Raw genomic sequence first — 22,511 nt, 5'->3', positions numbered from 1 at the left:
CCATTCCAAATGGTGACATAGAAAAACTAGTCAAAGAATACTTTATTATACTAGATCAGAATGATAATTTGAAAGAAGATGAGGTTTCTTCTCATATTCTACAATCTAGTAGTGTATGGAGACAGTTTATTGGCCGTAAGGATATTCTTGATATAGTAGAAGTTTTTCTAGGTAAGAATATAGCTCATTTTTACTCTCGTTTTTTTGTAAAAAAGCCTAGAGAAGGGCGCGAAGTTCCATGGCATCAAGATGGAGCTTATTACCCATTACGACCAGTAGAGTTGTGTACTGTTTGGGTCGGAATGACAGAATCTCACTCACGTAACGGTGGGTTGAGAGTAGTTCCTGGTTCTCATCGGCATCAACTTAGCCAGATTAAAGAGTCAGATGATGAGTCTTGCGTATTAAAACGTGTAATGGATCAAGAATTAGTCAATGAAGATACATCAATAGATTTGAATACTGAAGTGGGTGATCTTGTTATCATTCACCCAAACCTAAAGCATTCATCATATAAAAATATCTCTGACGAGTGGCGAATGTCATTGGCAATTCGATATATAAGCACTTCCACTCAGATAACTTGGAAAGAACTTTATGGGAAGGACTGGGATTGTTGTTATTTACTTAGAGGTGAAGTAGTCGAAGGTGTCGATAATCAGTATATTCTCGAAGGAGTATGATGTGGATATAAAAAATTTTGACCAAAACGGGTTTGCTATAGTGAGAGAACTATTTGATGCTGAAGAGCTATCAAATTTTCATCGTCACTTTGAGGCAACGATGAAGCGTCACAACGATACTCCTCCACAAGACTGGAATTTCTGGCTGTTCGATGATGACAAGTCAGTATTGGATATAATATCTCATCCTAAAATTTTGGATGTTGTCGAAAATGTACTGGGTCCAAACATAGTACATATAGGCAGTCACTATTGGGTTAAACCTCCTAAAGTTGGGAAGAAGGTTTCTTGGCATCAAGATGGTGCTTATTACGAATTATCTCATAATAATATGGTAACAGTCTGGATCGCCTTAGATAACTCTGATAAAAAAAATGGATGTCTGAAGGTAGTTCCAGGAACTCATCTTGCCGATTATTTAGAGCTTGAACCTGTTGATAATGATCCATACTTAAAAAGGAAGATTAAGACTCTTCCTTTTGATACAAGTCAGGAGGTCGCGCTTGAGTTAGCTGCGGGTGACATCTCTCTTCATCATCCTAATATCTTGCATGGTTCCGATGAAAACCTATCTAATAATTGGCGAAGAGGATTTGTCATAAAGTATATTGCAGGAGATGTAGATATATTGTGTGAACAAAAGTGGCCTTGGGCGATGTTGGTTAGAGGGAAGTGTGAATCAGAAATTACAAGTGAGCAGTTAGTTTCATCTTTCTAAAAATAATCACATTTGAGATTTTATCCACATTTGAAGCTGCAATAATTGTTTTGCATTCTCTGCGCAGCTTTTTAAGTTGTTTACGTCCTCGGCAAGGATCTCGGCATCTCGTTCATATCCGGTTGCACGTCCAGCGGTTTGGGCGGCACCATCAGAAATGGGGGCGGGGTGCTGAAGACCGATCGCTCGATTATGCGCTCGCACTGCGTCGGCCCGGAGGCGCAGCCAGTCAGCATCATTAACCACACACTGCTTATCATTATTTTTCTGAGCATACTTGATCACCTCTTTTTCAATGGTTCGGTATTGGATGGCCACGGCCGGCTTTTGCATGGCGAGTTTGACGGCCAGGACATAGGCTTCATCTTGTTTCTTTTCCATTTTGTCATAGAGCGCATCCTGCATTTTTTGAGCAGACACTTGCGTACTTTTGACGCCGTAGTCATAGGACAACCAGGCAACCAGCCCAAATGCACTGAGCACGCCGACGACTTTCAGAAAGCGGAGATAAGGCGTTAACATGTATAAGCGCTCCTACGACCAGCCATTCAGACACACATCGCGCTCTTTCGCGCGGCGCTTTGGAATACCGGCGCAACGATTTTCTTCCAGCCGGCAGTCTTTCTTGTTGACGTACACCCACCTTGGATACTCGTTACACGCACCCGGGCGATCGCCCTGGTTGAATTTTCTGAGCAATGTCGAGCGTACAAAGTTGCCAGCGCCCAGATGGAAGACGAAGCTCACCATCATGTCGTACTCTCCCTGATTCGGACGCTGCGTGATGTGGCTTTTCACCACGCGTTCGGCTTCAGACACATCCTTCACGAAGTAGTCTGCGGCTTGATGGAGAGTAAGCCGGGTATGGGGTGTGATGTTTTGGGTATGCCCGAGTCCGGCCGTCCAGACATTGGCACTGCACTGATACGCTTTGAGACGACATCCTTCCTCATTGGCAATATGACGCAACCCGTTTTCACTGACGCTGAGCCCGGGATCCATATTGAAGACAATGGCCACCACGGAGGCGACCGAGCACACTGCAGCCTGAGTCGCCCGGGTCTTGATGCTCATCAGGACACATCCTTGTGCTGGTTCAGTTTGGCCAGTTTGGCGCGGTTGAGCTGAATCGCGACCGCATAGTGCTTGATGGCCATAATGCCGGATACGATACCGACCGAGACCGCAATCAGCTGCGCCATGTCATTCACCCCAAAACTGAGCAGAGTGGCACTGACGGAGGTAGCGATTTTTTTAAGTCCGGCGGCATCCAATAGCGACACAACCAGTGCTTTAACTCCCATATCATTCATTCGATGTTCTCTTATCGTTCGTGTTTGATGCCCCCACAGAACCAGTCTATCGGGATGGGTTTGAAAGCGTACTCAATGCGTTTCTACGAAAGCGATATAGAGCCGGATAAAAAGAAAACCCGGCACAGAGGCTGGGTTTGTCGGTCAGTGAGCGAGTCCGGAAAGCGGCGGCCGCTCAGAGAACGGAAAGCCATCGGACTCCGGGTAATCACTGAGTGCCTTGCGGTCGCGCAATAGCAGGGTGAATTGCGCTTGGGTTTGGATCGGCGATGTCCTCAGCGTCGTTGGGTAACGCTGGTCTTTCTCGTACTGGTCTATTCGGTTCAGTACTTTCACCAGTTCAGCGTCCCGCCACGCGATCTCTTCCTCGGTTTTAATCGGTGCATGGCGCTTGATATCGTACTGCCACCCATCGATGTCATTCATCCAGGTGTCGAATGTCTGCGGCACTTTAAGCGTGTGAGTATTTGGCAACGGTCCTGGCGTGCCCACTTCGTAATCGTTGCCGCTATCTCTGTCCTTTGAGTACGCGATTTTGCCCGTGTGGTCAATCAGCTCAATCCAGGTACCATCAACGAGCTTCACCCCATATCCGTCTCTGGGCGTTGGCGGCGCGTCAAAGCTGTGTTTTTCAGGAAGCTCAAAGTGGTAGTCTGACACCAACAATTGCACACCCTGCTCATTGAAGTAGGGTGTGCCGATAAGGATGTCATACACTTTCCATGCGCCATCGCGATAAAGGACCGTTTGAGTATGGGGGTCATATTCTGGCGGATGCTCTGTAATGGCCCACGCCGGGTACTCACCATCTGGCTCTCCGATAATGAACGGATTCCCCGTTTCATCAAAGTAACGTTGCCAGGTTCGGTCTTCGTGCTCTTCAGACCAGGTATCGTGGTCACGATCATATCGGGCAATCATCCCTTCACGGGAGGGTGTGTAGATATTCCGGGTAAAATCCGTGCTCAGCGCCGTTCCTTTGACCACGTGCTCTGTGGTATTTTCCAGCCACCATCCGTCTTGTGTAATGCGTGATACGTTCACAAATTGAGAGCGATGAAAAAATGACGTCATTATGCCAGCCTCACTATCCAGTTAACTTTGCGGTGATCAATCGTGTTTTTGAGTGCGCCATACAAGGCAATGACGACGCTGTGGGCATGAGACCCAATGGCGGTCGAGTGATAGTGGTTGCCTGAGTATGCCGTTGTGTTGGTGTAACTGCCTGATGGATTGCTAAAACCAGCATTATGACTCCCGCCATAGAGCGCGCCAGACATGCCATTCACCGTATATGGATGCGCGTGATTGCCCGTGGTGTTTGAATTCTTTGTCCCCAGATTGGTGGAAGTCACACTGGAGCCCGGGTGACCATGCTTTTTCACCTGGCCTTCTTCATACACACCCACCGTTTCCCCTTCCTGCTTCCCGATAACACCGCAGCCGCGCATGTCCGGAATAATGCCGCTTGGAAACACTTTCGCCAATTCTGGGTTCGCCACTTTGTCAAACGCCTGATTTTTCATTATGGCAAAGCCATCTGGCGCCACATCCGTAAACCAGGGGATCGCCGCCCCGACCGGAAAGATTTTTGCCGCGAGTTTTAACCAGAGATGCGTCACGAGTTTGTCAATGACGTGAGGCACCCCAAGGGCGTAGACCAGTTTTTTCACGGTCAGAAACGCAGAATCATCCACACCTTGCTCGACTTGTGAGGTGGTCGCAATCCGGGCGATCCCTTCACGCTCCTCAGTGGCGGTAGGCGTTCCTGTCATCCCGACACTGATGTGTTCAATGGTTGACGCCGCCAGATTGAGCTCGCACGCTTCGGTGACCACGGTGTCTTTTCGCTTATACGTAATCACCTCACCGTCGCGGCTGTCCACGGCAAACAGGGTGCCGTCATCGAGCCAGTACCCTAACTCCTTGCCTTCAAACTCTTCCTTACCATCCCACATCGTCTCAAAATGGAGCTGACCCGGTCCCACGACGTCGCCACGGGTGATGGCCTTTCGCAGCACTTCATTGCGCAGTGCCGTCTGGCTGGCCACAGGCGTATAGCCTTCGGTGCCGATACTGATTTCGGCAATCTTATAGCAGATTCCAAGATCGCCCGCTCGCACAGAGGCGGCGATACCGGCATCAGTGATCAGTAAGCTCATTGTGTGACCTCATATTTATGTCGATTTCTAATGTGTCGGCAACTCGCGATTTGGTGACAATAATCAACCTTTGATTGATACGTCCATGTGATTTCCGTGTGGGGTAAACGCTGCTCTTCAAAGACTTTCCACGCTTTGACACACACCGCCCGATGGTTGTCATCAACAGAGGCATAAATCAGGTTCGGCGTCTTAATGTCGTCAAAAACCCGGCCGCCGCCTTCCCCCGTTGTTCTGTCGAGCAAGTTTTGATAATCAGACAGCTTCCAGCCAAACAACGCCTCGTCAAACTTCGTCAGTAATGACAATTCGATGTCGTCATGCGTCGCTTTAAAGTCGATGGCCATCGCTTCAATGGTGTTTTGAAGCTCCGGGCTCTCTGTGTCCTGCCAGTATTCGCCTTTGGGTAATAATGCGCGAAACGCCTGTGTAAAATCCCCTGAGCTGTACTTGGGGACTAATTCGGTGGTGTCCATGTGACGGCTCCTAATACATGGATTTGATTTTTTGTAATGACCACTTCATCAATCGGGTGGCGAACAATAAAGTTGTTGGTGATCTCGGAAATGGTCAGGACGATTTCCGTGGGTGTGATTGACTCGGGTAGCCGGGTGTCCTGATCCACTTTGGTCACTTTTCCCATTTTGTTTTTGATGAGTCCCTGGAGGGCCGTCACCACATCCGCGCGGATATGCGTGTCCTCAATACCCTGGATCTCAATATTCAGAGGTACCTGTACCGGTAACTTCGCCACCGGATGACAGCCGGCCAGCCGGTTGTTCTCAAAATTCGTTTGCACCAGGCTGAGCACTTCCTGGCTTACTGCGGGATCGTTTTGCCGGGTACCGATAAACACTTCCACCATGCCCCGCTCAGGGGAGTTATCCTGAGTCCAGGCATAATCGACGTCTGAGTGCGAAGAAATGGCCCATATCTGGTAATCGGGCGCCCGGCCAATCAGCATGTCTTTCTCAAAAGCGACCACCACCCGGCGTCGCCAGTGCTCGAGCGCTTCAATGTCCGCGCCACCTTCCACGCCCTGACTGTGTATCGTATTGGGGTTTATCCCGCTTAACCCTTCGGTGAGCTTTAATGTACTGCCGGCCGGCAGGTTGCTGTCGACACCGGACACCAACGCCACCACATTGACAGGCTCATCACTGTATTGCTCTTGGGTGGTTTCATATTCATGGCCGGCCAGACTGGTGAGCATCGTGCCTTTCGGGATCACCACTACACCACCGAGCTGCTCAAACATCACGGTGCCTCTCGCAAAGGTGGGGAGCAATCTTGGCGTGCTGTGCCGGTTGGCATGCAGATACAACCAGGCTTCGGTGCAGGTTTCCGGGTGCAGCTCGCGAAAGAGCATATCCTGGTAGCCGTATTGGCCGTAACTCATGCCCGCAATCGCACAGGCAAGCGCTTTGATGGCCGGGTTGTTTTGTCCGGTCTTTGCAATCAGTGTCGCGTGCGCCCGGTCAACCAGTGCTTGCAAACTTCGTTGTGTGCTCATAGGGAAACCTTAAATTTTTCTCCGTCGGTCAAGGTGATGATGACGTGGCGGCCCATCTGGGTGGGGGCGTTTATCCAGACGCTCACTTCAATGGTGTTGGCGTAACCGTCATCGACCAGCCATTGCAATGCTTCTTCATAGAAACGCCTGGCCAGACTGACGGTTTGCGCCGTCAGCTTTTCACGTTTGAGTGTCCAGTCCCGTGAGCCGCTCAACGTGACCCATTCCTGGTACCAGACACCACCACGCTCATTCAAACCAATACGTGCCCGATCGTTTTGCGTCGACTCCGCATGGTTATAGATGCTCTGCAGTACCGCATGAGTCATGCCGGTTTTCGAGCTGATGGGTGCGGTTAACGCACTGAGTTTGAAATGGTTCATACTGCGTTGGGCTTTTTGGTTCTTTTGGTGGCACCGTTATCGTCATAATCGTGATCGTGCTTCTCAACATTGACGCCGCCGAACGTACCGGACTGACCACCCACGCGGCCGGCGACCGCCAGATCGCCACCAATATCGACATTGCCTGAAAAGGTCGACGCTTCCGCGTTCACCGTCACTTGTGTTGCGGTGATGTGGGTTTCACTGGCTGACACCACTTCCAGCCGGGCCATGGATTCAATCTTGATGCCGCTCTGAGTGAAATGAACCAGGTTGCCTTTGTCGTCCAGCATGGCGACTTCACCGGGCTGCAGTGCTATCTGATAGCGCTCGTCTTCCACATTGACCGTAAAGCCCCGCGCTGTGACGCCCCCGATAAACAGGTTGTACGTTTTGGCGCCGACCAGCGGGCGGCTCATAAAGCCATAGTTGTGTATCCGTTTAATCCGGTCATTGGTTCGGCCCGTGGCAGTTTTAATCTGCAGCATCCCGGTGGTCGCGCCGGTCACGATGCCCGTACCGATGGCATTCTTTATCCGGGCCATCAGTCTTTGCATGATCCCATCAGGCATGGCTTTGCTCCCTGAATGGCCGGCAAAGCTCAATATGGGTACTGGCTGAGCTTTCGGACACCGACAGGCTCAACGCTTTAATGACCAGCATTTCATTAAAGTGTTGATCTGCGTCTTTCACCTGAATAACCCGGTTCAGACCGTCAATGGCCAGCACCTGAAAAACATCGGCGATGGTGGTTGACACGTTGAGACTCCGGGCTATCGATAAGTCCCGCTCGTACGTTGCCCGTGACAGACAGGCTTCGGCGCTTTGTAGCTGGTCGCAAATGATCACCATGGTGCGTGCCGGGTTGATGGCCGGTTGTGTGATCACCGCATTGGCGTCGTCCCAGGCGCCCTGAACTTCGACATGATGAAACCGTTTGTTGAAAGTACGAGAGATATCCAGACTTTCCACGTTTTCACCCACCGATAAGCCAATCCCCTGCAGTGTGGCGTGCGCGGTGTTTTCAATGGTCAACGTGCCGTTTCGCTCAATGAGCATCAGTCCCTGCTCGCGAATGATTTGCGCGACGTTCTCGACCGGTGATTCCGCGTTAATCTGGAATTCCGGGATGAGCGGCATGGAGGTAACCCGACTGATCACATTGAGACCAAAAGGCCTGGCCAGCGAGCGCAGCAGTTTCTCCACATTCTGCTCATACAGAGCGTCCATGGTGATGCGCGAATCAATCATGTTGGCACTTTTAGAACGTCCGGTGATGGTGATGTCGTGCGAACGGGTCGCGGTCGCGCTGTCCACCTGATCAATCTGACCAGAAAGAATGAGCGTGTCATTCAGTCGGAACTCGACCGGCAGAGCACTGCGTATGTTCATCGGTGGGATCTTGCAGCTGAAGGTGTGCGCCAGCTGCTCCACGGAGTAGCTCAGGTCGGCCTGATAAAACGGATACGGCGTTCCATTCACAAACAGTTCCAGCTTTTGCATCAAACGTCCCTCACAGCAATATCGCCACGCAGAAAGAGCGGGTGTTGCAGCGCATTGATGGCGGTGATGATGTTTTCACGGGTGTACTCGTCGTGAGCCAGCGCCAGTGCAGGGCGATATTTGGGGGTCGCCACCAGGCGGTGAGGCCGGCGGCCTTTTGATACTTTGTCGTGTTGCTTTTGCACGTGGGCCTTTAACACCACCAACGCATCAAACAGCGCCAGACTTTCTTTCGTCGACACCTGAGTGACTTCCTCAATGCGATCGTCCACACCGGAGACTAATGCCGCCAGGTCACTCTGAATGATGGCCGGTTGTTTGTTGCTGTCAGTCACATCAAAGGCCGCGTCTTTTTCCAATGTGTTGAGATCTTTACTGACTTTGATAGCACCAGTGACCATCTGCACGTTGTAGTAAGCAGTGGTGGTGTCCGGCTTGACTTGCTTGAGCAGCAACGCCTGCGCGGTACGTGCGTTGTCCACGGCTTCACTGGCAGAAGTTGGTTCAGACTGAACGCCTCGGGCAACCGCATCCACCGCCGCAGTGAAGCGCGCGGCAAACTTATCCGGAGCGTGACTCAAACTGCTCACCATAGAAAACGCTTCATTGATGGCATGGTTGATGGTCTGCAGCGTGTCATCGGCCAGGTTGAGCCGGTTGGTGATGTCGACCAGGACATGGATTGCCTCACTAAAGCGTTGCTGAGTCTGATTGATCAGAGATACATCCATGTTTTTGACATCCTGGCTGAAAGCCTGCCCTGACAGATTCTCGACAATCGTGGCTTGCTCTTTGGCGTGAACTAACGCGGGTGTGGTGATTGTCGGCGTGATGCCAGAGCGGACAAACGACAAACTCAGTGTGACCAGGCCACGTTTGGTGCTGATGCTTTGTGAGAAGGTGTCGAAGACGAGCGGCAGCTCGCCCAGCCACGGGTGCTCCAGTTCCCCTTCCGGTGAAGTCTCCAGGCTCTCGATTAAGGCATTTGCCTCTGCCAGAGAAGCCGGGCCAACAAAGACGGCCTCCACATTCAGGCTGCGGGCTTTACTGCCCATCACTTTGATGTGTGGCAGGTCGGCGTAAGGAATGTCGCTGATGTGCAGGCGCTGACCACCATCAATGGCCGTAGAGAGGATATTGAGCGTATGCCCATTCCATCGCCCGTGCTCATATTGTCGTTCCCACATCCTGCAATAACCTCATGATGACTCATTAAACGGTGTTTTGGTCAGCGTGCAGAAATTTGGTACGGAGACAGGCGCGGGAGCGCCGTTCGGACTCACCCCTCCCTCCGCACTAAAATTCAACACGGTAATTTTGCGCAATCAAAGGCGCATTTCATTTCGGTAGGGATATTGAAGCACAGCCCCCGTGGAAAGGGCATCGGGGGCTGTTTTAGATTGATGATTTAGAGATCATTGAAGATCGTTTTTGTGCGCCTTCTTCTGTCACTTCTTTAATGGCAAGCAGGACAAATTTAAGTCCTCTCCTATACTCAGATTTATAAGAGTTTAGGTGCATACTGGTTGGGTTTTTACGAACCTCAAATAGCAATTCTTGAAGCTGATATCCAGTTGGACAAAGTGTTGTATTTTAAAAGCAACTTAACTTCTCAACGTGGAGAAATTTAAAATGAATATGAAAGGAAAGCTCAAATTAACACTTGGGTGTCTTTTAGTAGTACTTGTAGGTTGTAGTAGCTCAAATGTGTCTAACAAGTCAGATCAGAAGCTGGAAGAAATGGCAGTGGGCGTCAAGTCTACCTATGGAGGAACGGTAACTTGGCCTGCAGGAATGAATTTTATGAATGCTATTGGAACATCATGGGATCCCAAAATTAATGGAAAGAGCTGGATTGCAGTGTGGAGTGCTGCGTGTGCTAATAATGAAAATTATAGACCTCAGATAAGTGTAACAGGAGATCGTTGCCCGAATGGACAAAATGCATTGGGTGGACACGTTGTCTTCGAACCACCTCAAGATGTAGATAAAGGTGGTACATTGTATCTCGCTCCAATTTGTACTTGGCAAAACAATGATGAAAACTTACTTATGACAGTGTTGAGTGGCCCTCAATCTCAAGGTAATAGCGTATGTGTTGTAAAGCTGGATAATTTTGGCCAGTAGTCACTAACAGCATTGTTAATTCGAAGTTTACGCAGTTGAATTGTACACATCATGTAAGCAATCTTTATGCCTTGAACTAATGTTCGGGGTGTTTTCTAAAGCTCAAGTATCCTGCTTATTCACTTAATTGTTCCACTGAAAATATGTCAATCTGGTTGAAATCGCCCTTGCATAACTCGGGTTGAAGTTTTGGATCGGGGGGAACTCCAACGGTGGTAACGATTCCTGATACTGTTTCTAATGTGTGAAACCTCTCGGCGCAATTATAATTGAGACACTGTCTGTACCGTTTTCGAGTGTTATCACTCATGGCTTGTGATGTAACAACACGTGACTTACACCCACATGTTGGGCAAGGCATATATGACATCAACAATCTCCTTGTATAAGTAGACGGATTCATCACTCAACCTAAGTTGAGCGTAGATCTAAATTGGAAATGAGTGGGGGAGGTGGAGCCTCGTCATTAACAAACGCTTCCCAGTTGGGATCTGAACGGTTCAGTTCCATTTCTAAGAAAAAGTGATCGATGATTTTTTGGCTTTTGAGTGGAATTCTACAGTTATTGCCACTGGACCAAGGTCGGTCGCTCCCGCTCCCTTCAGAAGCCTCCGATAAGTCGGAGGCTTTTTTGATCAACTTCCATTCTGTCTCACGGGTTAATACCGTTAAGCCGGAACCTTCAACGCCGTCTGTTGAAGTGACAATCTCACCGTATTTATTCTCCCGCTCCTTTTTCAGTAGCTTGATGGGCCGCATAGAGGCACTCAGACGATGGCCACCCATGTAATCCATATAGGCTGAGAAAAAACCGTTATCAGCAGCGCGTCGTGCTTTTTCAAATAGGCAGAATTCTTGTTCTTCATCGATTCGGCGTAACTCACGCCAAATGGTTACTGGTGGTGTGCGTTGGAATTGAAACTGTCGAAAGCAAAAGGTACGCGACCAGGCGGTCACGTTCTTTACGGTGTCCTGCAGTTTGGCTCGCCGGTTATCTGTATCGGTTAAACCTTCCAACGCGTGACCATCGACATTTTTAGAAATGTATTTTGCCAAGTAGGCCACAGCACCGCCGTCTGACTTATCAATGAATTTGGCATCGAAACGTGCTTTCATCGCTTTAGTTTTTGGCGTTCCATCTTCAAAATACAGATCTTTGCTTTCTCTGAACTGGTAGAGTTGCAGGCCAGAGATGAAAGTTTTGATTTGTTCGAGCGGCATGAAGAACACTCCGTGCCAGTGGGGAGTGCCATCCTGATGAGGCTCTACGACTCGCATACCGTAGTAAGTCAATTCACGGTAATCGGCCCAGGCTCTAAAGAGCTCCCATCCTTTGCTTAACCAGGCATGTGCATCTTTCGGGGTACTGCCGTCAAAATGTTGGTTTTCAACCCAGTATTTGCCATGCTGTCTTAATCGGTGAAAGCGGCTAGGGGAGGTCATCGTAATAAAAATAGCGACATGATCGTTACTCTCTGCATATTCCTGACAGCCGGCAATACGGGTCATAAGTTCGTGACGTCGGTTGGCTGGGTTGCTTTGAGAAGAGTCGATCACCGTTTGCAAGTCAATGATGTCACCATTGTCTGACTCTATGGCCATCAATTCTATCCACTCTCGCTGGCGGTCTTGACGTATGGTTAGCCACTCGCAGGCAGAGATAGAAGCGTAAGGTGAACTGTGCGGTGAAACCATGCCTGCAGCGCGGCGAGCATTTTCAAAAACAGCCACAACGATTCGTCCGATCGCCCTTCGCCAAAACCCTTCATCCATCAAACGTACGATCGCAGAAAATGCCTGTGTATCATCTTCTACATAAGTGAACTGAGGTAGCCACAAAGATGCACCAGTGAACTCATTAATAAACTCAAGAGTCTCGATCGGTGACAGACCTTTGTCTGCTGCAAGGCGAACGCGATTACCGCAGCGGCCTGCCATCTCAACGGCTAACTTAGCTCGCTTGATTTCATTGTCTACTTTCCACCATGTTTCAGGCATAACTGCAAAGGCAGAGGCAACAGCACTGCTACGTTTTTCAATAAACTCTAGAGCGCGTTTAAACCCATACTTTCTTAACCGACTCGCTGCAGCTTTATCGATGTAACTGCGAATGTCGAAAGGCAGTTTCAATTTGTTGGCAGTAATCGAGGCAAATTCAAACACTTTTTCTCTGGGGGGTTGTTCGCTTTTGTAAACCCATGATTTTTGATCAAAATCGAAATGGGAAACCTGGCTGTAGTTTTTTTGGTTATCCAAGTAAGTCATCAGCTCCCGGTGAATATTGCTCGGGAGCCGATTTAATGGATTGTTAAGATTAATGTTCTGTGCTTTCACTGATGCTTCTGCTTACTTTGCGCTTGGGGAGTTGGTTCGCCTTGATGGCTATCTTGTCTCGCCAACTTTTTGGTAGAGGCTGTTCGGGCTTCGCTTCGGGTTCGGTACGTTTTGCTAGGCCGTGTTTTTCACGCAATTTGTCCAACAAGTAGAGAGAGCGTTTGATTTTATTGGGATCTGGCGACTTCATTCCTGCCATCGCATTCCCAGGCTTATGGCAAGGTGAGGATGCTGTAATGGCATATTGGCCATCCTCGCGATAGATAGATACTGCTTTCTGATACTCAATATCTTTAGTCATACCATCACCTTAAATAGCCGAGCTAACGTTGAAGGTATGAACACCTTCATTGCTCAGGAACGTCACAACTTCATTCAGTGAGGGGAAGAGCTGGAGAGCGCGACCTTTCGCAACCAGATAGACCACTTCGCCATGTATGTGACTGGCCACGGATAAAGACCAACCCAAAAACTGTCCCCCCTTGTCAGTTTTTATAAATGTGCAGGGTGGGTGATGAATGACGCTATTGAGGTCTCGTGCGATAGCGCAGAACTCTTCGGCACTGACTCCAACTTCTGAGTCATACAGCAAGGTTGTTTTCATATTGACGTTAGCTCCTGAGTATCGACAACCATGAAGCCGCCAAGGCCTTCACCTTCACTGAGAATTCCATGACGGACATGATTACAACTCAGTTGTTCACAAGCTTGCTCAATGGCTTCAGCCATAGAGTCAAACTCACCTAAGGAGGTTGTTTCGGGTTCAAGTGTGAATTTGTGGCGCTTCATCGCGCCATCGCCAAATAAACGTATCGCAACATATTGCATTACTGCTGCTCCTGGAGGATGAGGTATTCATTGACTGCCTGACCGGCTTGGTTGTGAACATCACGCCACATACGAACCAAAGCGCTTTGTAAGTGCTCTTGCCCTTCGATGTGATTCTTTTTGTATTTCTCCACATTGCGTGTGGCTAGGTTTTGCAAATGAAGTGCTTCATCAATATTGGATAGATGGATCCGGATAGTTTGGTTTTTCATGAGAGAGTCCTATTAAGCAAGACCAGGAACAGGCGCACCGTTGGCAATAAAGTCCACACCCATGCTTAGGAAGGGGCTCATACCACTAGTACGGTTTTCTAGGTCAGATATCAAAAGCACTAGGTTGCTGATTCCAGCTTGTGCTTTATCGATAATTCGGTTTCGTGCGGAGTTGGACAGGCGTGTTTTATCACCATGGTCTAAAGCCATGCGTGATAAGTCACCTGCTGTGAGAGAGTTCTCAAGCACACGTTTTAAGAAGGTTTGTTTTGTTGAATCACTTGCATTAACAGAGATTGGCGCAGTCACCATCTCAAGATAGCGATTAAGCGTATTCACAATGGTGTAGTCTTGGCTTGATTTCGTTATCGCTGCGAGAATCGGCGGTGTAAGTAACCTTGGTTGCTCAGGATTGAGCATGTTGCGTAGCACGTTCGCCGGTAGTCCAATTTCGTTCGCTATCTCAGACATATTGTTGTTCTGAGAGAACGCAACACACGCTTGGTCAAACGATTGTTGTGCGTCGTTCAAGAACTCGCACATTGATGGTTTAGCGTCCATGTTTGATACTCAACTTGTCGCAAGTGAAATGGGCTCACAGTCGCATTTACTGCTTACTTAAAACGAATGATAAAAGAAGTCGTTTTCTGGTTTTCCAGAGTCTTCGATGGCGTGTTGCCACAGCGCGCCCATGTTGACGTAGTGCTTACCCTTGGCGCCATCGCGCTCAATCACAGGCAGTTTTCCTTCGCGAATCATGTTGCGAATCGAGTTTTCAGACACACCCCAACGGCGGGCCAGTTCACAGGTTGGGAGTATCGGGGAATCGGGTTGAATTGAAACGTGCATATTTAGCTTCTCCAATAGGTCAGGTTGGTTTTTGAACTCTTTACACAAACGCATGCGTGAAAGGGCGACCATATTGACGAAGCGCTTCTTCTCGCAGCGAGTCGCGGCCTTCATGGGTAGCTTGCCGGCCTCAATCAGCTGCTCCGACTCAACCAAATCAATATGTTGACGTCGCGCATACTCTTCGATTGGTAGGTACGGCATATCTAGCGTAATTAGCGGGGTCATGGTATCTTCCATACATATTTGTACATAAATACACACATAGATTGTTTGCTCGACATTGCTGTGTGTATTTGTATTTCGTATGCATATTATGACTTTGAAATATGCATATCAACTGTTTTGTGTGTGAAATATGCGTGAGTGGTATTTAGTAGCTGAACTAGCTGGTTTAAATGGGATGGCGAACGGTGTTGTCGGTGTCTCTCAAAAAGCCAAAAGAAACAACTGGTTAAGACGACGAGCGCCAGGCGCGAGTCGGGCGTTTGAGTACCATATTTCCAATTTTCCTGTTGAAGTTAAAAAACAGCTAATTGAGAAGTACGTCACGGACCCTGAAGAGGCAAAAGCGCTGATGGCACTGGAAGCACCAACCGAAGATGTGGCGCCAGAACCAAGCAATGTTTCGAAGATCGTGCCAATGACAGAAGTGAAGAATTGGTGCGAGTTACCCGTGTTTGACGTTCATGCAGCAGCAGGGGCGGGATCACTGGTTTTCAGTGAATATCAAATCGAGACACTTATCATACCGAATAGCTTACTGGCGGAGTTTGGTCTTGCCCAAAGTAGCGCGGCAATCATCTACGTTGATGGTAATTCAATGGAACCAACCCTCAGCCATAAAGACAGGCTGCTGGTCGATACCAGAGAACTACAACACCCGGTAACGGATGGGGTATACGTGATTCGTATTGACGATGCGGTGTATGTCAAACGTTTGAAATGGAACATTCCGAAAGGGATTTACCAGGTGATTTCAGACAACTCGACCTACGAACCATTCGAGATCAACCACAAGAACGGGCGCAATTTTAAGATTATCGGTAAAGCGGTAGCTCCAGTGTTTAAGAAGATTTTTTGATATTTAGCCTTCCACGATTGTGGAGGGCTTTTTGCTATATGTTGGCTTGAAAATGATTATTAAAAGTATATATGTTGAAAAGTTCCGTGGATTCAGCGGAGTTAGTGTGAACTTAGGAGCTCATCTAACTCTTATTGCGGGACAAAATGGGACACAGAAAACAACGCTGTTAGGATTGTTATCTCAGACTTTTTCTATTCCTGTAGGTCATCCATTTCGAAAAGAGAAGCCTCTTTCTGGAGATAGCTATCGTTCACTGTTTGCTGAAAAGTTTCGACTTTCTTCAGCAAAAGACAAGGCTGGATTACATGAGTGGACCCTCTTTTTTCATAACAAAGATCTACACCAAGATATAGATGATGCCGGTAAGTTTACTGTAGAGAGCATTCCACGAAACCCAATAGGGGGGATTCGATTTTGGCAAAAGGGCACTCGAAAAAAGGGTAGTGGTTATGTTCAATTACCAGTGATTTATCTTAGTTTAAAGAGAGTAATTCCACTTGGCGAATCTGACGCGCAAAAAGAGGGAAAGATTACATTAACTGATCATGAAAAAGATTGGTTTGAAGATAATTACAATCGTATTCTATTAGCTGATGATGAGTTGAAATCCGTAGATTATTTATCTGGTAGCATGAAAACTACACTTGGCGTTAGTACTGCTCACTATGACTGGGAATCAAATTCCGCTGGTCAAGATAATGTGGGTAAAATTCTTTTAGCAATAATTTCATTCATGAGATTGAAGGTAGAATATCCTAATGACTATAGGGGAGGAATTCTTGCGATAGATGAGATTGATGCGACCCTTTACCCTGGCTCGCAGGTGAAACTCTTAGAGTTAATAAGCGGGTTTTGTAAGGCAACCAATATTCAGATAATAGCGACAACTCACTCTCTACCAATGATTGAGAAATTGTATGATCTTAAGTCTAAACGCGGGAGACATGATCAATTTAGTTGTGCATATCTAAAGAAAAAAGATTCAAAAATTGAGGTAGAAGAGTCTCCAGATTATTCTAGTGTATTATATAATTTGAAGGCCTCCATGAGGAGCACTAAAAAGTCTCAAGCTACTGTCACGGTTTTTACTGAAGACGAGGAGTGTACCCACTTTGTAAAAGCCATACTAAAGCGTAAGTTTACAGGACTGAATTTTCCAGATGTTGCTTTGGGGTGTGGTAATCTAATCCAATTAGGTGAGAAAAGGGTGCCGTCTTTTTCGTATCCAAATTCGATTGTCGTGCTAGATGGTGATGTAAGAGGAAATGCTAAGCTACGTAAACTTAAGAATTATATCTGTTTGCCTGGAAAGCTTAGCCCAGAAGGTTTACTGGCAGATTTCTTAAAAGAACTTTCGGACTATTCCCCTTTCTGGAGCGAAAAAAATCCAGATTACAATAAGCAAGTGTGTTTTAGTACCTACAGATACACCGATATTAAGAATGGTCGAAATGGTAAAAAACCTCGAGAGGTTGCTAAGGAATGGTACAAAGAACAAGTTGGCTCAGGAGCTTGGGGACCGCAAGGTCGAAGTGCTTATAATTACCTTTTGGAAATATTAAAAGATGAAGCTGAGTTGTTTATAGAACAGTTTGGCTTGTTATATGAAAATATGAAATGAAAAAGCCCTCTGTAGAGGGCTTTTTCATTTGGCGGGATAACCTAGATTTTGCAACTTGCGAAGTTGTGCGAAACTGGTATCGGGTTTTAAAAAGACTTTCTGTGTCATAGGCCCGTGGATTATTACTTCTGAACCTTTTCGTTTGGTTTGAGCTGTATATGTTAAATCAAATGATTGAGGCTCAAATTCAGCATAGATCCCGCAGATTTCAGGAGTATCATCATACGTCACAATCCATGGGTGGGATATATCTCTAACACTACGGAATAGCCTGTAATGGTCATCATGCTCAAAAAAGTTTTGATAGAGACCTTTGCCTTTTACATAGTATGGCGGATCAATATTCACTAAACAGCGGTCATCGATTTGAGATACATACTCATCTATGAACGCAGCTGCATCTAAATTTGTTAGAACAATATCTGCTTTACGCGCTGCAATGGCTACAATCTTTTCAATTAGAGTATCTTTTTGATATCTACAATCTAACAAATAATTTCCCGTTTGCTCCAATCCACCAATCACACCAGCTTTGATTATGCCCGAGCGATTTGTTCTGTTTAGGAAAAATGTAGCAAAGCCCAACTTTAGCAGGTCGTCGTTCTTACTCTCATAGATTGACTTTTGTTTGTGCCACTCTTCGATGGTTACAGGTGTGTCTTGAATTAGTTGGCATAAAGCGTCTGTTTTGTTTAGTACGCAGTACCAAAATGCATGGATAGCAGGGTCAAGATCATTAATCCAAACTTTACGAACATGTCCTTCCAGTAGGAGATACCACGCGATGGCGCAACCCCCAGCGAATGGTTCCACATAGGTGCCACCTTCGAGGTTGTTGAGCTTTAGCGTTTCTACGACATATGCCGTTAGCTTTGACTTACCACCAGGGTATCTCAATGGAGAGTAAAACATTACCTATCCTTCAAATCGACTAGGACCTTCAATAAAGGCGCAAGCATATCCCAAAATCCGTTCAAAAATCTATGATCAATTTTGTGTGTCTCATGCCCATGAACAAAGCTGTTTAAAGTGTCAAGGCTATGTTCATTGCTAGGTTGTAAGAGCTTGCTAATAACCTTATTGGCTTGAGTACACGAGATGTGGTCATTAGAAAGAAACTTTAAGCGTTGCTGCAATATGGTATGAGTATAATCTTTACCCAGCTTCGTGGCCATAGCATGGGTAAGCTTTTTACGTTGAATGAAATCGTCCACTGCGAGGTCTAAAAACGTTCTCAAAGATATTGATGATACATGCACGTAACGCTTGATTGGCACTACTTTTAGTTCACGGAAGAGGCTATTTAGTTTAGGACTTTTGACACTGATTTGTTGGTATCCCAAGACCAATCTAGAGCGATTATTACTGTGAGGAATTGGTTCAATCTGGAGATTATTCTCTGGGTTGGAATTCTGTGTGTCGGATTGCGTGCTTTCCGAGGGATTACTGGCATTACTGGTGGGTTCACCATCTTTCTGTTGATTAACTTTCTGCCCTTGTTTGGTGAGATCCTGCTCATGAGCTTGTTCAGGGAATGTTACTTCAGGCAATACGTCAAAAATCTCTTGATTTCGTTCTGGAATCGAACGCGTATTGACGATGAAGTTTAAATCGTTCGGAGCAATGTTAAACATCAGCTTAAGGAATTGTCCATATGCTCGTAAGAAGCTATCTTCATTTGATGTAATCTTAATGTTCATATCATCAAACTGAATACCCCAACGAGCCCGTACTTCTTCGTTTGAGAACCAACGTTCTAGAATAGTCATTGAAATACGGTGACTGGAGATCAAATCTTTTTCTTCCTCAGTCATTAACTGTAGGACTTCATCACGCGTAGCGAGATCTCTCAAGTGGACATATCGTAGTGCTGATACTATTTCAGAGCGACTAAAGCCAGTGACCTCTTTTACTTGCTCAATTTCATGATTGTACTCGTCGTACAAGCTAACTATAAAACGTTGCTGTTGAAGACGCTGCCACGGCTTTTGGATTGAACTTGTAGAGTGGCGTTGTAATACATACCAATGAGTATCTTCTTCGCTTGGTGCGACACAAACCTGCACTTTCTCAATAGAATCTCTGTCAATGAGCTTTGATTGTTGAAGCATAAAACTGCGAATCGACTTTGGCGCTTTGTGTGGGTTGCGTAAAAGCTTGAGTGCTAATATCCGACGATTTCCTTCAGCAACTATGTATCTATCTTGCTCATTTTTCCAAACAACAATTGGTTCAAAATCCATGAATCCAAATCGGACAATAGAAGTAACTAACTCATAGAAGCTTTTTTTATCAGACTGCTCAGCAATGATTTCTTCTGCGAAATCCGTATCGCTGATTCTCGACTGGCTTTCTGCAGTATCGAACCGAGGGTTTTCTTTCCATAGTTTCAAGTAATCGACGGATCGTGGAGTGCGCTTGGACCACCAATGCTCTTTGATATCAGACATAAAATACATAACCTACATGTTTTTTGTATTTATATACTATTTGGTGCGCATGGAGTTGTTAATCATTTAGTACCAAACAAAGCGCCGAAATAAGATAAATTTGACGTTGCGCAATATAATTTGTGTATTTTCAGAGAGCTTCCAAAAGCGGTGTGCCTTTGGATATGATCAATTTTGTGTAATCGCCACAATTATTCATCAATGTACATTTCTATGTTAGTTGTGTACTGTATTTGTATACAGTATTTATGTATTATGCCCGCTCATTTTGTTGAGTGAGCAGATTATGAGTATCAAGAAAGAGGGTAAAAAGTGGTTGGTCGACATACGGCCGCAAGGCCGAAAAGGTAAACGTTACCGCCGCCAGTTCGATACTAAGTATGAGGCCACCCAATATGAGAAGTATGTACTTGCTACAGCTCATGACAAGGATTGGCTAGAAAAACCTACTGATCGTCGATCGCTCAGTGAGTTGATTGAATTGTGGTGGAAGTATGAAGGGCAATCGAAGAAAACTGCCGAAGCCTACCTGAAGGAAGTGAAGCTGGTCGATAAAGAACTCGGCTTTCCCAAAGCACATCAGATCACCCACAAACTGCTTGCAAACTATAGAATGTCCCAACTCAACAAAGGTCGGGCGATGACCACCTTCAACCGCAAAATGAACTGCTTGAGCAACGTGTTTACTGTGCTCATCGCTGTACAGGAATATCATAACTCACACCCGATAATTGGCTTTAAGCTGAAAGTACCCAAAACACGCGAAATGGCGTTCCTATCGGTTGATGAAATGAATCACTTACTCAGCGTGCTTTCTGGCGATAGCTACAAGGTTGCCAAGCTCTGTTTAGCCACCGGGGCAAGATGGGGCGAAGCGGAGGAGTTAAAGGGTAGTACCGTTAACCATTGCAAAGTGACCTTCCTCGATACTAAGAACGGTAAAGACCGCACCGTGCCGATCAGCCAGGAACTGCAAGATGAAATAGTTACGGGTAAGTCTGGTCGACTATTCAAAGATTGTTACGCCGAGTTCTACGCACAGCTCAAACAGTGTAATTTCGAATTACCCAAAGGACAGGCCGCCCACGTTCTTCGCCATACGTTCGCCAGCCACTTTATTATGAACGGCGGCAATATTCTCACGCTCCAGAAAATACTCGGCCACGCGACGATACAACAAACGATGACCTACGCACATTTCTCTCCGGATTACCTGCAAGACGCGGTCAAATTTAACCCATTAAACATCCTCTAAAATAGACTGAAAATGATCCACAAATTGACCACATAGACTATACATGGATGTATAAGAGCATGATTTATTATGTCTGTAAGCCTTGTGGATTCTGGTGTTAACTGTATAGGGTGGGGGTGAAAAACCCGCCATCGGCGGGTTTTTGCTATTGGTTGACAGCTGATTACTGTTGCTTGGCGTATTCGATCAACATCGGTAATACATACACCCAGGCGACGTAACCAGCGGCAACGACCAGTGCGGTCCAGACGATAAAGGACAGCAACTTACTTTTGGCCAGGTGGTGCAACGGGTCGGGCTCACCACAACCTGGGCAGGTATGTGCACGTTTCGAAATCTGCTTTTCACAGACGGGACAAGGGATTAAGGGCATGACCGGATTCCTGAAAATTTTGAACCCGCAAAGGATATGTGCCTCGCTTTGGTTATGCAATGGCATTCCTAATGAAAACGCCGTGCGGGATAACAAAATCGCGAATCGGCTCACGTGTCTCTGAGCAAAAAAACACCGCCAACCACGAAGGGTTGGCTTTAGGTGTTACTGAATAAACCAGGAAATGAAGATCAGGGCGCCGAACAAACCCGTGGCAATCAGCGCTGGTTTGCCGCCTTCCGCAGTGTACGTTCCCGAAGCGGGCCAGGTGTTCAAAGCCGGGCTGGTTTGTCGGCGTACGCTTTGCCAGACACCACGATGGCACCCATCACCAGGCTGAAAGCACTGTAACAAAGCTGAGGCGACAGCTGGATTTCCAGGTTCAGCAACAGCTTGTGCAGCAGGTCACCAATGCCAATGGTGTAGGCGATCAGCATGTACACCAACAACAGGTAGAACAGGGTATTGATCATGTGTTGGCCTTTGCGGCCCAGCGTCAGATAGGCCACGCTGCTCATTCCGCTGTTGTCGCGGGTTTTGGTGCAGTCTTCGGCCAGCAGTAGGGACGCATAGGTGGTACCGGCAAATATGGTCAGCATTAGTATCAGGCTAACGACGAAGCCAAATTGAGCCAGCACCATTGGAATAGCCAGCATACCGGCGCCTAAGGCAGTTCCTGACAGAATTAAAGCGCTGCCGACCAATTTCATAGTCAAATCGAATGTCTTCTTGAGGGCAGTTAGGTGAGCGATTCGACAGGGTGTGAATCGGGGGCGGCAAGAGTAACAAAATATGTCCGGAAGTAGGGAGTGAATTGTGCCGTTTGGGTCCGATTCTGACCGCAGCTTTCATTTTTATCAAACGCGTGAAAACAAAAAAGCCAGTCATCAAACTGGCTTTTGGTTGTATAGAGAAAACCCCCAGCTAGGCTGGGGGTTCCGTAAAGCTTACAGCTATAAGTTAGTTATATAACCCCTTTCAATTTGATAAAAACGTCTTGTGGTCTGGCAACTGCAAGAGTTAATTAAGAATTGAAAGGGGGTCCCAATGGGGGACGAAAAGAGCTTAGCGCACACGCGATGGAATTGTAAATATCATGT

The 22,511-nt window shown here is 47.0% G+C and carries 28 protein-coding genes and 1 pseudogene; 6 read left to right on the top strand and 23 right to left on the bottom strand.

The window, feature by feature from the left end; all coding sequences use genetic code 11:
* Together CAG64_RS17145 and CAG64_RS17140 are read left to right on the top strand one after the other, a co-directional pair.
* On the top strand, positions 1 to 683 hold a 683-nt coding region (locus tag CAG64_RS17145; RefSeq protein ID WP_161489340.1), incomplete at its 5' end, for a phytanoyl-CoA dioxygenase family protein.
* A gap of 1 nt (position 684) precedes the next feature.
* A complete protein-coding gene (locus CAG64_RS17140; protein WP_161488457.1) occupies positions 685 to 1,401 on the top strand; it encodes a phytanoyl-CoA dioxygenase family protein in 717 nt (238 codons plus the stop codon).
* A 6-nt stretch (positions 1,402 to 1,407) separates the two neighbouring features.
* Here CAG64_RS17140 and CAG64_RS17135 read toward each other — a convergent pair whose 3' ends face one another.
* The 11 genes from CAG64_RS17135 to CAG64_RS17085 all read right to left on the bottom strand — a co-directional run bounded on the left by CAG64_RS17135 (position 1,408) and on the right by CAG64_RS17085 (position 9,462).
* Positions 1,408 to 1,923: a hypothetical protein gene (locus CAG64_RS17135; protein WP_161488456.1), complete on the bottom strand. Its 516-nt coding sequence runs from the start codon at positions 1,921 to 1,923 to the stop codon at positions 1,408 to 1,410.
* Positions 1,924 to 1,935: 12 nt separating this feature from the next.
* Positions 1,936 to 2,475 (bottom strand): lysozyme, encoded by a 540-nt coding sequence (locus CAG64_RS17130; RefSeq protein WP_161488455.1) that lies wholly within the window; start codon positions 2,473 to 2,475, stop codon positions 1,936 to 1,938.
* The gene (locus tag CAG64_RS17125) at positions 2,475 to 2,714 is read right to left on the bottom strand and encodes a hypothetical protein (protein WP_161488454.1); all 240 of its coding nucleotides are present in this window, start codon (positions 2,712 to 2,714) and stop codon (positions 2,475 to 2,477) included. Before CAG64_RS17125 ends, CAG64_RS17130 begins: the two co-directional genes overlap by 1 nt.
* Positions 2,715 to 2,858: 144 nt before the next feature.
* Positions 2,859 to 3,788, bottom strand: coding sequence for a hypothetical protein (locus CAG64_RS17120; protein WP_161488453.1), 930 nt, complete (start codon positions 3,786 to 3,788; stop codon positions 2,859 to 2,861).
* On the bottom strand, positions 3,788 to 4,876 hold the full coding sequence (locus tag CAG64_RS17115) for a phage tail-collar fiber domain-containing protein (RefSeq protein ID WP_161488452.1): 1,089 nt from the start codon (positions 4,874 to 4,876) through the stop codon (positions 3,788 to 3,790). Before CAG64_RS17115 ends, CAG64_RS17120 begins: the two co-directional genes overlap by 1 nt.
* The gene (locus CAG64_RS17110) at positions 4,873 to 5,352 is read right to left on the bottom strand and encodes a hypothetical protein (protein ID WP_161488451.1); all 480 of its coding nucleotides are present in this window, start codon (positions 5,350 to 5,352) and stop codon (positions 4,873 to 4,875) included. The genes CAG64_RS17115 and CAG64_RS17110 overlap by 4 nt, the downstream gene beginning before the upstream one ends.
* Complete coding sequence (locus CAG64_RS17105; RefSeq protein ID WP_161488450.1) at positions 5,334 to 6,389, bottom strand: baseplate J/gp47 family protein; 1,056 nt, start codon at positions 6,387 to 6,389, stop codon at positions 5,334 to 5,336. The genes CAG64_RS17110 and CAG64_RS17105 overlap by 19 nt, the downstream gene beginning before the upstream one ends.
* Positions 6,386 to 6,772, bottom strand: a complete 387-nt coding sequence (locus tag CAG64_RS17100; RefSeq protein ID WP_161488449.1) for a phage GP46 family protein — start codon at positions 6,770 to 6,772, stop codon at positions 6,386 to 6,388. The genes CAG64_RS17105 and CAG64_RS17100 overlap by 4 nt, the downstream gene beginning before the upstream one ends.
* Positions 6,769 to 7,344 carry a phage baseplate assembly protein V gene (locus CAG64_RS17095; RefSeq protein WP_161488448.1) on the bottom strand — a complete coding sequence of 192 codons (576 nt, stop codon included), beginning with the start codon at positions 7,342 to 7,344 and terminating at the stop codon, positions 6,769 to 6,771. The genes CAG64_RS17100 and CAG64_RS17095 overlap by 4 nt, the downstream gene beginning before the upstream one ends.
* Positions 7,337 to 8,275, bottom strand: coding sequence for a phage tail protein (locus tag CAG64_RS17090; RefSeq protein ID WP_161488447.1), 939 nt, complete (start codon positions 8,273 to 8,275; stop codon positions 7,337 to 7,339). The genes CAG64_RS17095 and CAG64_RS17090 overlap by 8 nt, the downstream gene beginning before the upstream one ends.
* Positions 8,275 to 9,462: a DNA circularization N-terminal domain-containing protein gene (locus CAG64_RS17085; RefSeq protein ID WP_161488446.1), complete on the bottom strand. Its 1,188-nt coding sequence runs from the start codon at positions 9,460 to 9,462 to the stop codon at positions 8,275 to 8,277. Before CAG64_RS17085 ends, CAG64_RS17090 begins: the two co-directional genes overlap by 1 nt.
* Positions 9,463 to 9,907: 445 nt before the next feature.
* Between CAG64_RS17085 and CAG64_RS17080 the strand changes: the two genes are divergently transcribed.
* Positions 9,908 to 10,402, top strand: coding sequence for a hypothetical protein (locus CAG64_RS17080; RefSeq protein WP_161488445.1), 495 nt, complete (start codon positions 9,908 to 9,910; stop codon positions 10,400 to 10,402).
* Positions 10,403 to 10,517: 115 nt separating this feature from the next.
* Here CAG64_RS17080 and CAG64_RS17075 read toward each other — a convergent pair whose 3' ends face one another.
* Genes CAG64_RS17075 through CAG64_RS17045 form a run of 8 tightly spaced genes read right to left on the bottom strand, consistent with a single transcriptional unit; the run spans position 10,518 to position 14,853 of the window.
* A complete protein-coding gene (locus CAG64_RS17075; RefSeq protein ID WP_161488461.1) occupies positions 10,518 to 10,763 on the bottom strand; it encodes an ogr/Delta-like zinc finger family protein in 246 nt (81 codons plus the stop codon).
* Between the two features lie 50 nt (positions 10,764 to 10,813).
* Positions 10,814 to 12,667 carry a replication endonuclease gene (locus CAG64_RS17070; protein ID WP_161488460.1) on the bottom strand — a complete coding sequence of 618 codons (1,854 nt, stop codon included), beginning with the start codon at positions 12,665 to 12,667 and terminating at the stop codon, positions 10,814 to 10,816.
* A 49-nt stretch (positions 12,668 to 12,716) separates the two neighbouring features.
* Positions 12,717 to 13,037: a hypothetical protein gene (locus tag CAG64_RS23690; RefSeq protein ID WP_202601004.1), complete on the bottom strand. Its 321-nt coding sequence runs from the start codon at positions 13,035 to 13,037 to the stop codon at positions 12,717 to 12,719.
* 9 nt (positions 13,038 to 13,046) lie between these two features.
* Positions 13,047 to 13,340: a hypothetical protein gene (locus tag CAG64_RS17065; protein ID WP_161488444.1), complete on the bottom strand. Its 294-nt coding sequence runs from the start codon at positions 13,338 to 13,340 to the stop codon at positions 13,047 to 13,049.
* Positions 13,337 to 13,564: a hypothetical protein gene (locus CAG64_RS17060; protein ID WP_161488443.1), complete on the bottom strand. Its 228-nt coding sequence runs from the start codon at positions 13,562 to 13,564 to the stop codon at positions 13,337 to 13,339. Before CAG64_RS17060 ends, CAG64_RS17065 begins: the two co-directional genes overlap by 4 nt.
* Positions 13,564 to 13,776 carry a hypothetical protein gene (locus CAG64_RS17055; protein ID WP_161488442.1) on the bottom strand — a complete coding sequence of 71 codons (213 nt, stop codon included), beginning with the start codon at positions 13,774 to 13,776 and terminating at the stop codon, positions 13,564 to 13,566. The genes CAG64_RS17060 and CAG64_RS17055 overlap by 1 nt, the downstream gene beginning before the upstream one ends.
* A gap of 12 nt (positions 13,777 to 13,788) precedes the next feature.
* Positions 13,789 to 14,337: a phage regulatory CII family protein gene (locus CAG64_RS17050; protein WP_161488441.1), complete on the bottom strand. Its 549-nt coding sequence runs from the start codon at positions 14,335 to 14,337 to the stop codon at positions 13,789 to 13,791.
* Positions 14,338 to 14,394: 57 nt separating this feature from the next.
* The gene (locus CAG64_RS17045) at positions 14,395 to 14,853 is read right to left on the bottom strand and encodes a helix-turn-helix domain-containing protein (protein ID WP_161488440.1); all 459 of its coding nucleotides are present in this window, start codon (positions 14,851 to 14,853) and stop codon (positions 14,395 to 14,397) included.
* A gap of 130 nt (positions 14,854 to 14,983) precedes the next feature.
* On the opposite strand from CAG64_RS17045, the gene CAG64_RS17040 reads away from it, so the two are divergent.
* Both CAG64_RS17040 and CAG64_RS17035 read left to right on the top strand, forming a co-directional pair.
* Positions 14,984 to 15,709: a helix-turn-helix domain-containing protein gene (locus CAG64_RS17040; protein WP_161488439.1), complete on the top strand. Its 726-nt coding sequence runs from the start codon at positions 14,984 to 14,986 to the stop codon at positions 15,707 to 15,709.
* Positions 15,710 to 15,815: 106 nt separating this feature from the next.
* Entirely contained in the window at positions 15,816 to 17,333 is a 1,518-nt protein-coding gene (locus tag CAG64_RS17035) for an AAA family ATPase (protein WP_337247459.1), read from the top strand.
* A gap of 24 nt (positions 17,334 to 17,357) precedes the next feature.
* Here CAG64_RS17035 and CAG64_RS17030 read toward each other — a convergent pair whose 3' ends face one another.
* Together CAG64_RS17030 and CAG64_RS17025 are read right to left on the bottom strand one after the other, a co-directional pair.
* Positions 17,358 to 18,245 (bottom strand): DNA adenine methylase, encoded by an 888-nt coding sequence (locus CAG64_RS17030; RefSeq protein ID WP_161488437.1) that lies wholly within the window; start codon positions 18,243 to 18,245, stop codon positions 17,358 to 17,360.
* Positions 18,245 to 19,783 carry a ParB N-terminal domain-containing protein gene (locus CAG64_RS17025; protein WP_161488436.1) on the bottom strand — a complete coding sequence of 513 codons (1,539 nt, stop codon included), beginning with the start codon at positions 19,781 to 19,783 and terminating at the stop codon, positions 18,245 to 18,247. The genes CAG64_RS17030 and CAG64_RS17025 overlap by 1 nt, the downstream gene beginning before the upstream one ends.
* 286 nt (positions 19,784 to 20,069) lie before the next feature.
* Here CAG64_RS17025 and CAG64_RS17020 point away from each other — a divergent pair, with 286 nt between their 5' ends.
* Positions 20,070 to 21,038 carry a phage integrase gene (locus CAG64_RS17020; RefSeq protein WP_161488435.1) on the top strand — a complete coding sequence of 323 codons (969 nt, stop codon included), beginning with the start codon at positions 20,070 to 20,072 and terminating at the stop codon, positions 21,036 to 21,038.
* A gap of 163 nt (positions 21,039 to 21,201) precedes the next feature.
* Here the strand turns inward: CAG64_RS17020 and CAG64_RS17015 are convergent, their stop codons facing one another.
* Together CAG64_RS17015 and CAG64_RS17010 are read right to left on the bottom strand one after the other, a co-directional pair.
* Complete coding sequence (locus CAG64_RS17015; RefSeq protein WP_021706787.1) at positions 21,202 to 21,411, bottom strand: hypothetical protein; 210 nt, start codon at positions 21,409 to 21,411, stop codon at positions 21,202 to 21,204.
* A 287-nt stretch (positions 21,412 to 21,698) separates the two neighbouring features.
* Positions 21,699 to 22,121 (bottom strand): annotated as a pseudogene (locus tag CAG64_RS17010) (aromatic amino acid transport family protein); the annotation flags it as partial.
* Positions 22,122 to 22,511: the final 390 nt, after the last annotated feature.

The organism is Vibrio sp. V38_P2S17PM301, from assembly GCF_009904845.1.
GTDB lineage: Bacteria > Pseudomonadota > Gammaproteobacteria > Enterobacterales > Vibrionaceae > Vibrio > Vibrio proteolyticus.
This window is presented reverse-complemented; position numbering and strand designations above follow the sequence as displayed.

Bases quoted from the DNA above. Each gene is read 5' to 3' on its own strand.
- CAG64_RS17030 (WP_161488437.1), bottom strand. From the start codon at position 18,245: ATGTTTTACTCTCCATTGAGATACCCTGGTGGTAAGTCAAAGCTAACG.
- CAG64_RS17055 (WP_161488442.1), bottom strand. From the start codon at position 13,776: ATGAAAAACCAAACTATCCGGATCCATCTATCCAATATTGATGAAGCA.
- CAG64_RS17050 (WP_161488441.1), bottom strand. From the start codon at position 14,337: ATGGACGCTAAACCATCAATGTGCGAGTTCTTGAACGACGCACAACAA.
- CAG64_RS17110 (WP_161488451.1), bottom strand. From the start codon at position 5,352: ATGGACACCACCGAATTAGTCCCCAAGTACAGCTCAGGGGATTTTACA.
- CAG64_RS17115 (WP_161488452.1), bottom strand. From the start codon at position 4,876: ATGAGCTTACTGATCACTGATGCCGGTATCGCCGCCTCTGTGCGAGCG.
- CAG64_RS17040 (WP_161488439.1), top strand. From the start codon at position 14,984: ATGCGTGAGTGGTATTTAGTAGCTGAACTAGCTGGTTTAAATGGGATG.
- CAG64_RS17095 (WP_161488448.1), bottom strand. From the start codon at position 7,344: ATGCCTGATGGGATCATGCAAAGACTGATGGCCCGGATAAAGAATGCC.
- CAG64_RS17090 (WP_161488447.1), bottom strand. From the start codon at position 8,275: ATGCAAAAGCTGGAACTGTTTGTGAATGGAACGCCGTATCCGTTTTAT.
- CAG64_RS17120 (WP_161488453.1), bottom strand. From the start codon at position 3,788: ATGACGTCATTTTTTCATCGCTCTCAATTTGTGAACGTATCACGCATT.
- CAG64_RS23690 (WP_202601004.1), bottom strand. From the start codon at position 13,037: ATGACTAAAGATATTGAGTATCAGAAAGCAGTATCTATCTATCGCGAG.
- CAG64_RS17075 (WP_161488461.1), bottom strand. From the start codon at position 10,763: ATGCCTTGCCCAACATGTGGGTGTAAGTCACGTGTTGTTACATCACAA.
- CAG64_RS17125 (WP_161488454.1), bottom strand. From the start codon at position 2,714: ATGAATGATATGGGAGTTAAAGCACTGGTTGTGTCGCTATTGGATGCC.
- CAG64_RS17015 (WP_021706787.1), bottom strand. From the start codon at position 21,411: ATGCCCTTAATCCCTTGTCCCGTCTGTGAAAAGCAGATTTCGAAACGT.
- CAG64_RS17025 (WP_161488436.1), bottom strand. From the start codon at position 19,783: ATGTCTGATATCAAAGAGCATTGGTGGTCCAAGCGCACTCCACGATCC.
- CAG64_RS17130 (WP_161488455.1), bottom strand. From the start codon at position 2,475: ATGAGCATCAAGACCCGGGCGACTCAGGCTGCAGTGTGCTCGGTCGCC.
- CAG64_RS17070 (WP_161488460.1), bottom strand. From the start codon at position 12,667: ATGACTTACTTGGATAACCAAAAAAACTACAGCCAGGTTTCCCATTTC.
- CAG64_RS17085 (WP_161488446.1), bottom strand. From the start codon at position 9,462: ATGTGGGAACGACAATATGAGCACGGGCGATGGAATGGGCATACGCTC.
- CAG64_RS17045 (WP_161488440.1), bottom strand. From the start codon at position 14,853: ATGACCCCGCTAATTACGCTAGATATGCCGTACCTACCAATCGAAGAG.
- CAG64_RS17060 (WP_161488443.1), bottom strand. From the start codon at position 13,564: ATGCAATATGTTGCGATACGTTTATTTGGCGATGGCGCGATGAAGCGC.
- CAG64_RS17020 (WP_161488435.1), top strand. From the start codon at position 20,070: ATGAGTATCAAGAAAGAGGGTAAAAAGTGGTTGGTCGACATACGGCCG.
- CAG64_RS17100 (WP_161488449.1), bottom strand. From the start codon at position 6,772: ATGAACCATTTCAAACTCAGTGCGTTAACCGCACCCATCAGCTCGAAA.
- CAG64_RS17080 (WP_161488445.1), top strand. From the start codon at position 9,908: ATGAATATGAAAGGAAAGCTCAAATTAACACTTGGGTGTCTTTTAGTA.
- CAG64_RS17135 (WP_161488456.1), bottom strand. From the start codon at position 1,923: ATGTTAACGCCTTATCTCCGCTTTCTGAAAGTCGTCGGCGTGCTCAGT.
- CAG64_RS17065 (WP_161488444.1), bottom strand. From the start codon at position 13,340: ATGAAAACAACCTTGCTGTATGACTCAGAAGTTGGAGTCAGTGCCGAA.
- CAG64_RS17105 (WP_161488450.1), bottom strand. From the start codon at position 6,389: ATGAGCACACAACGAAGTTTGCAAGCACTGGTTGACCGGGCGCACGCG.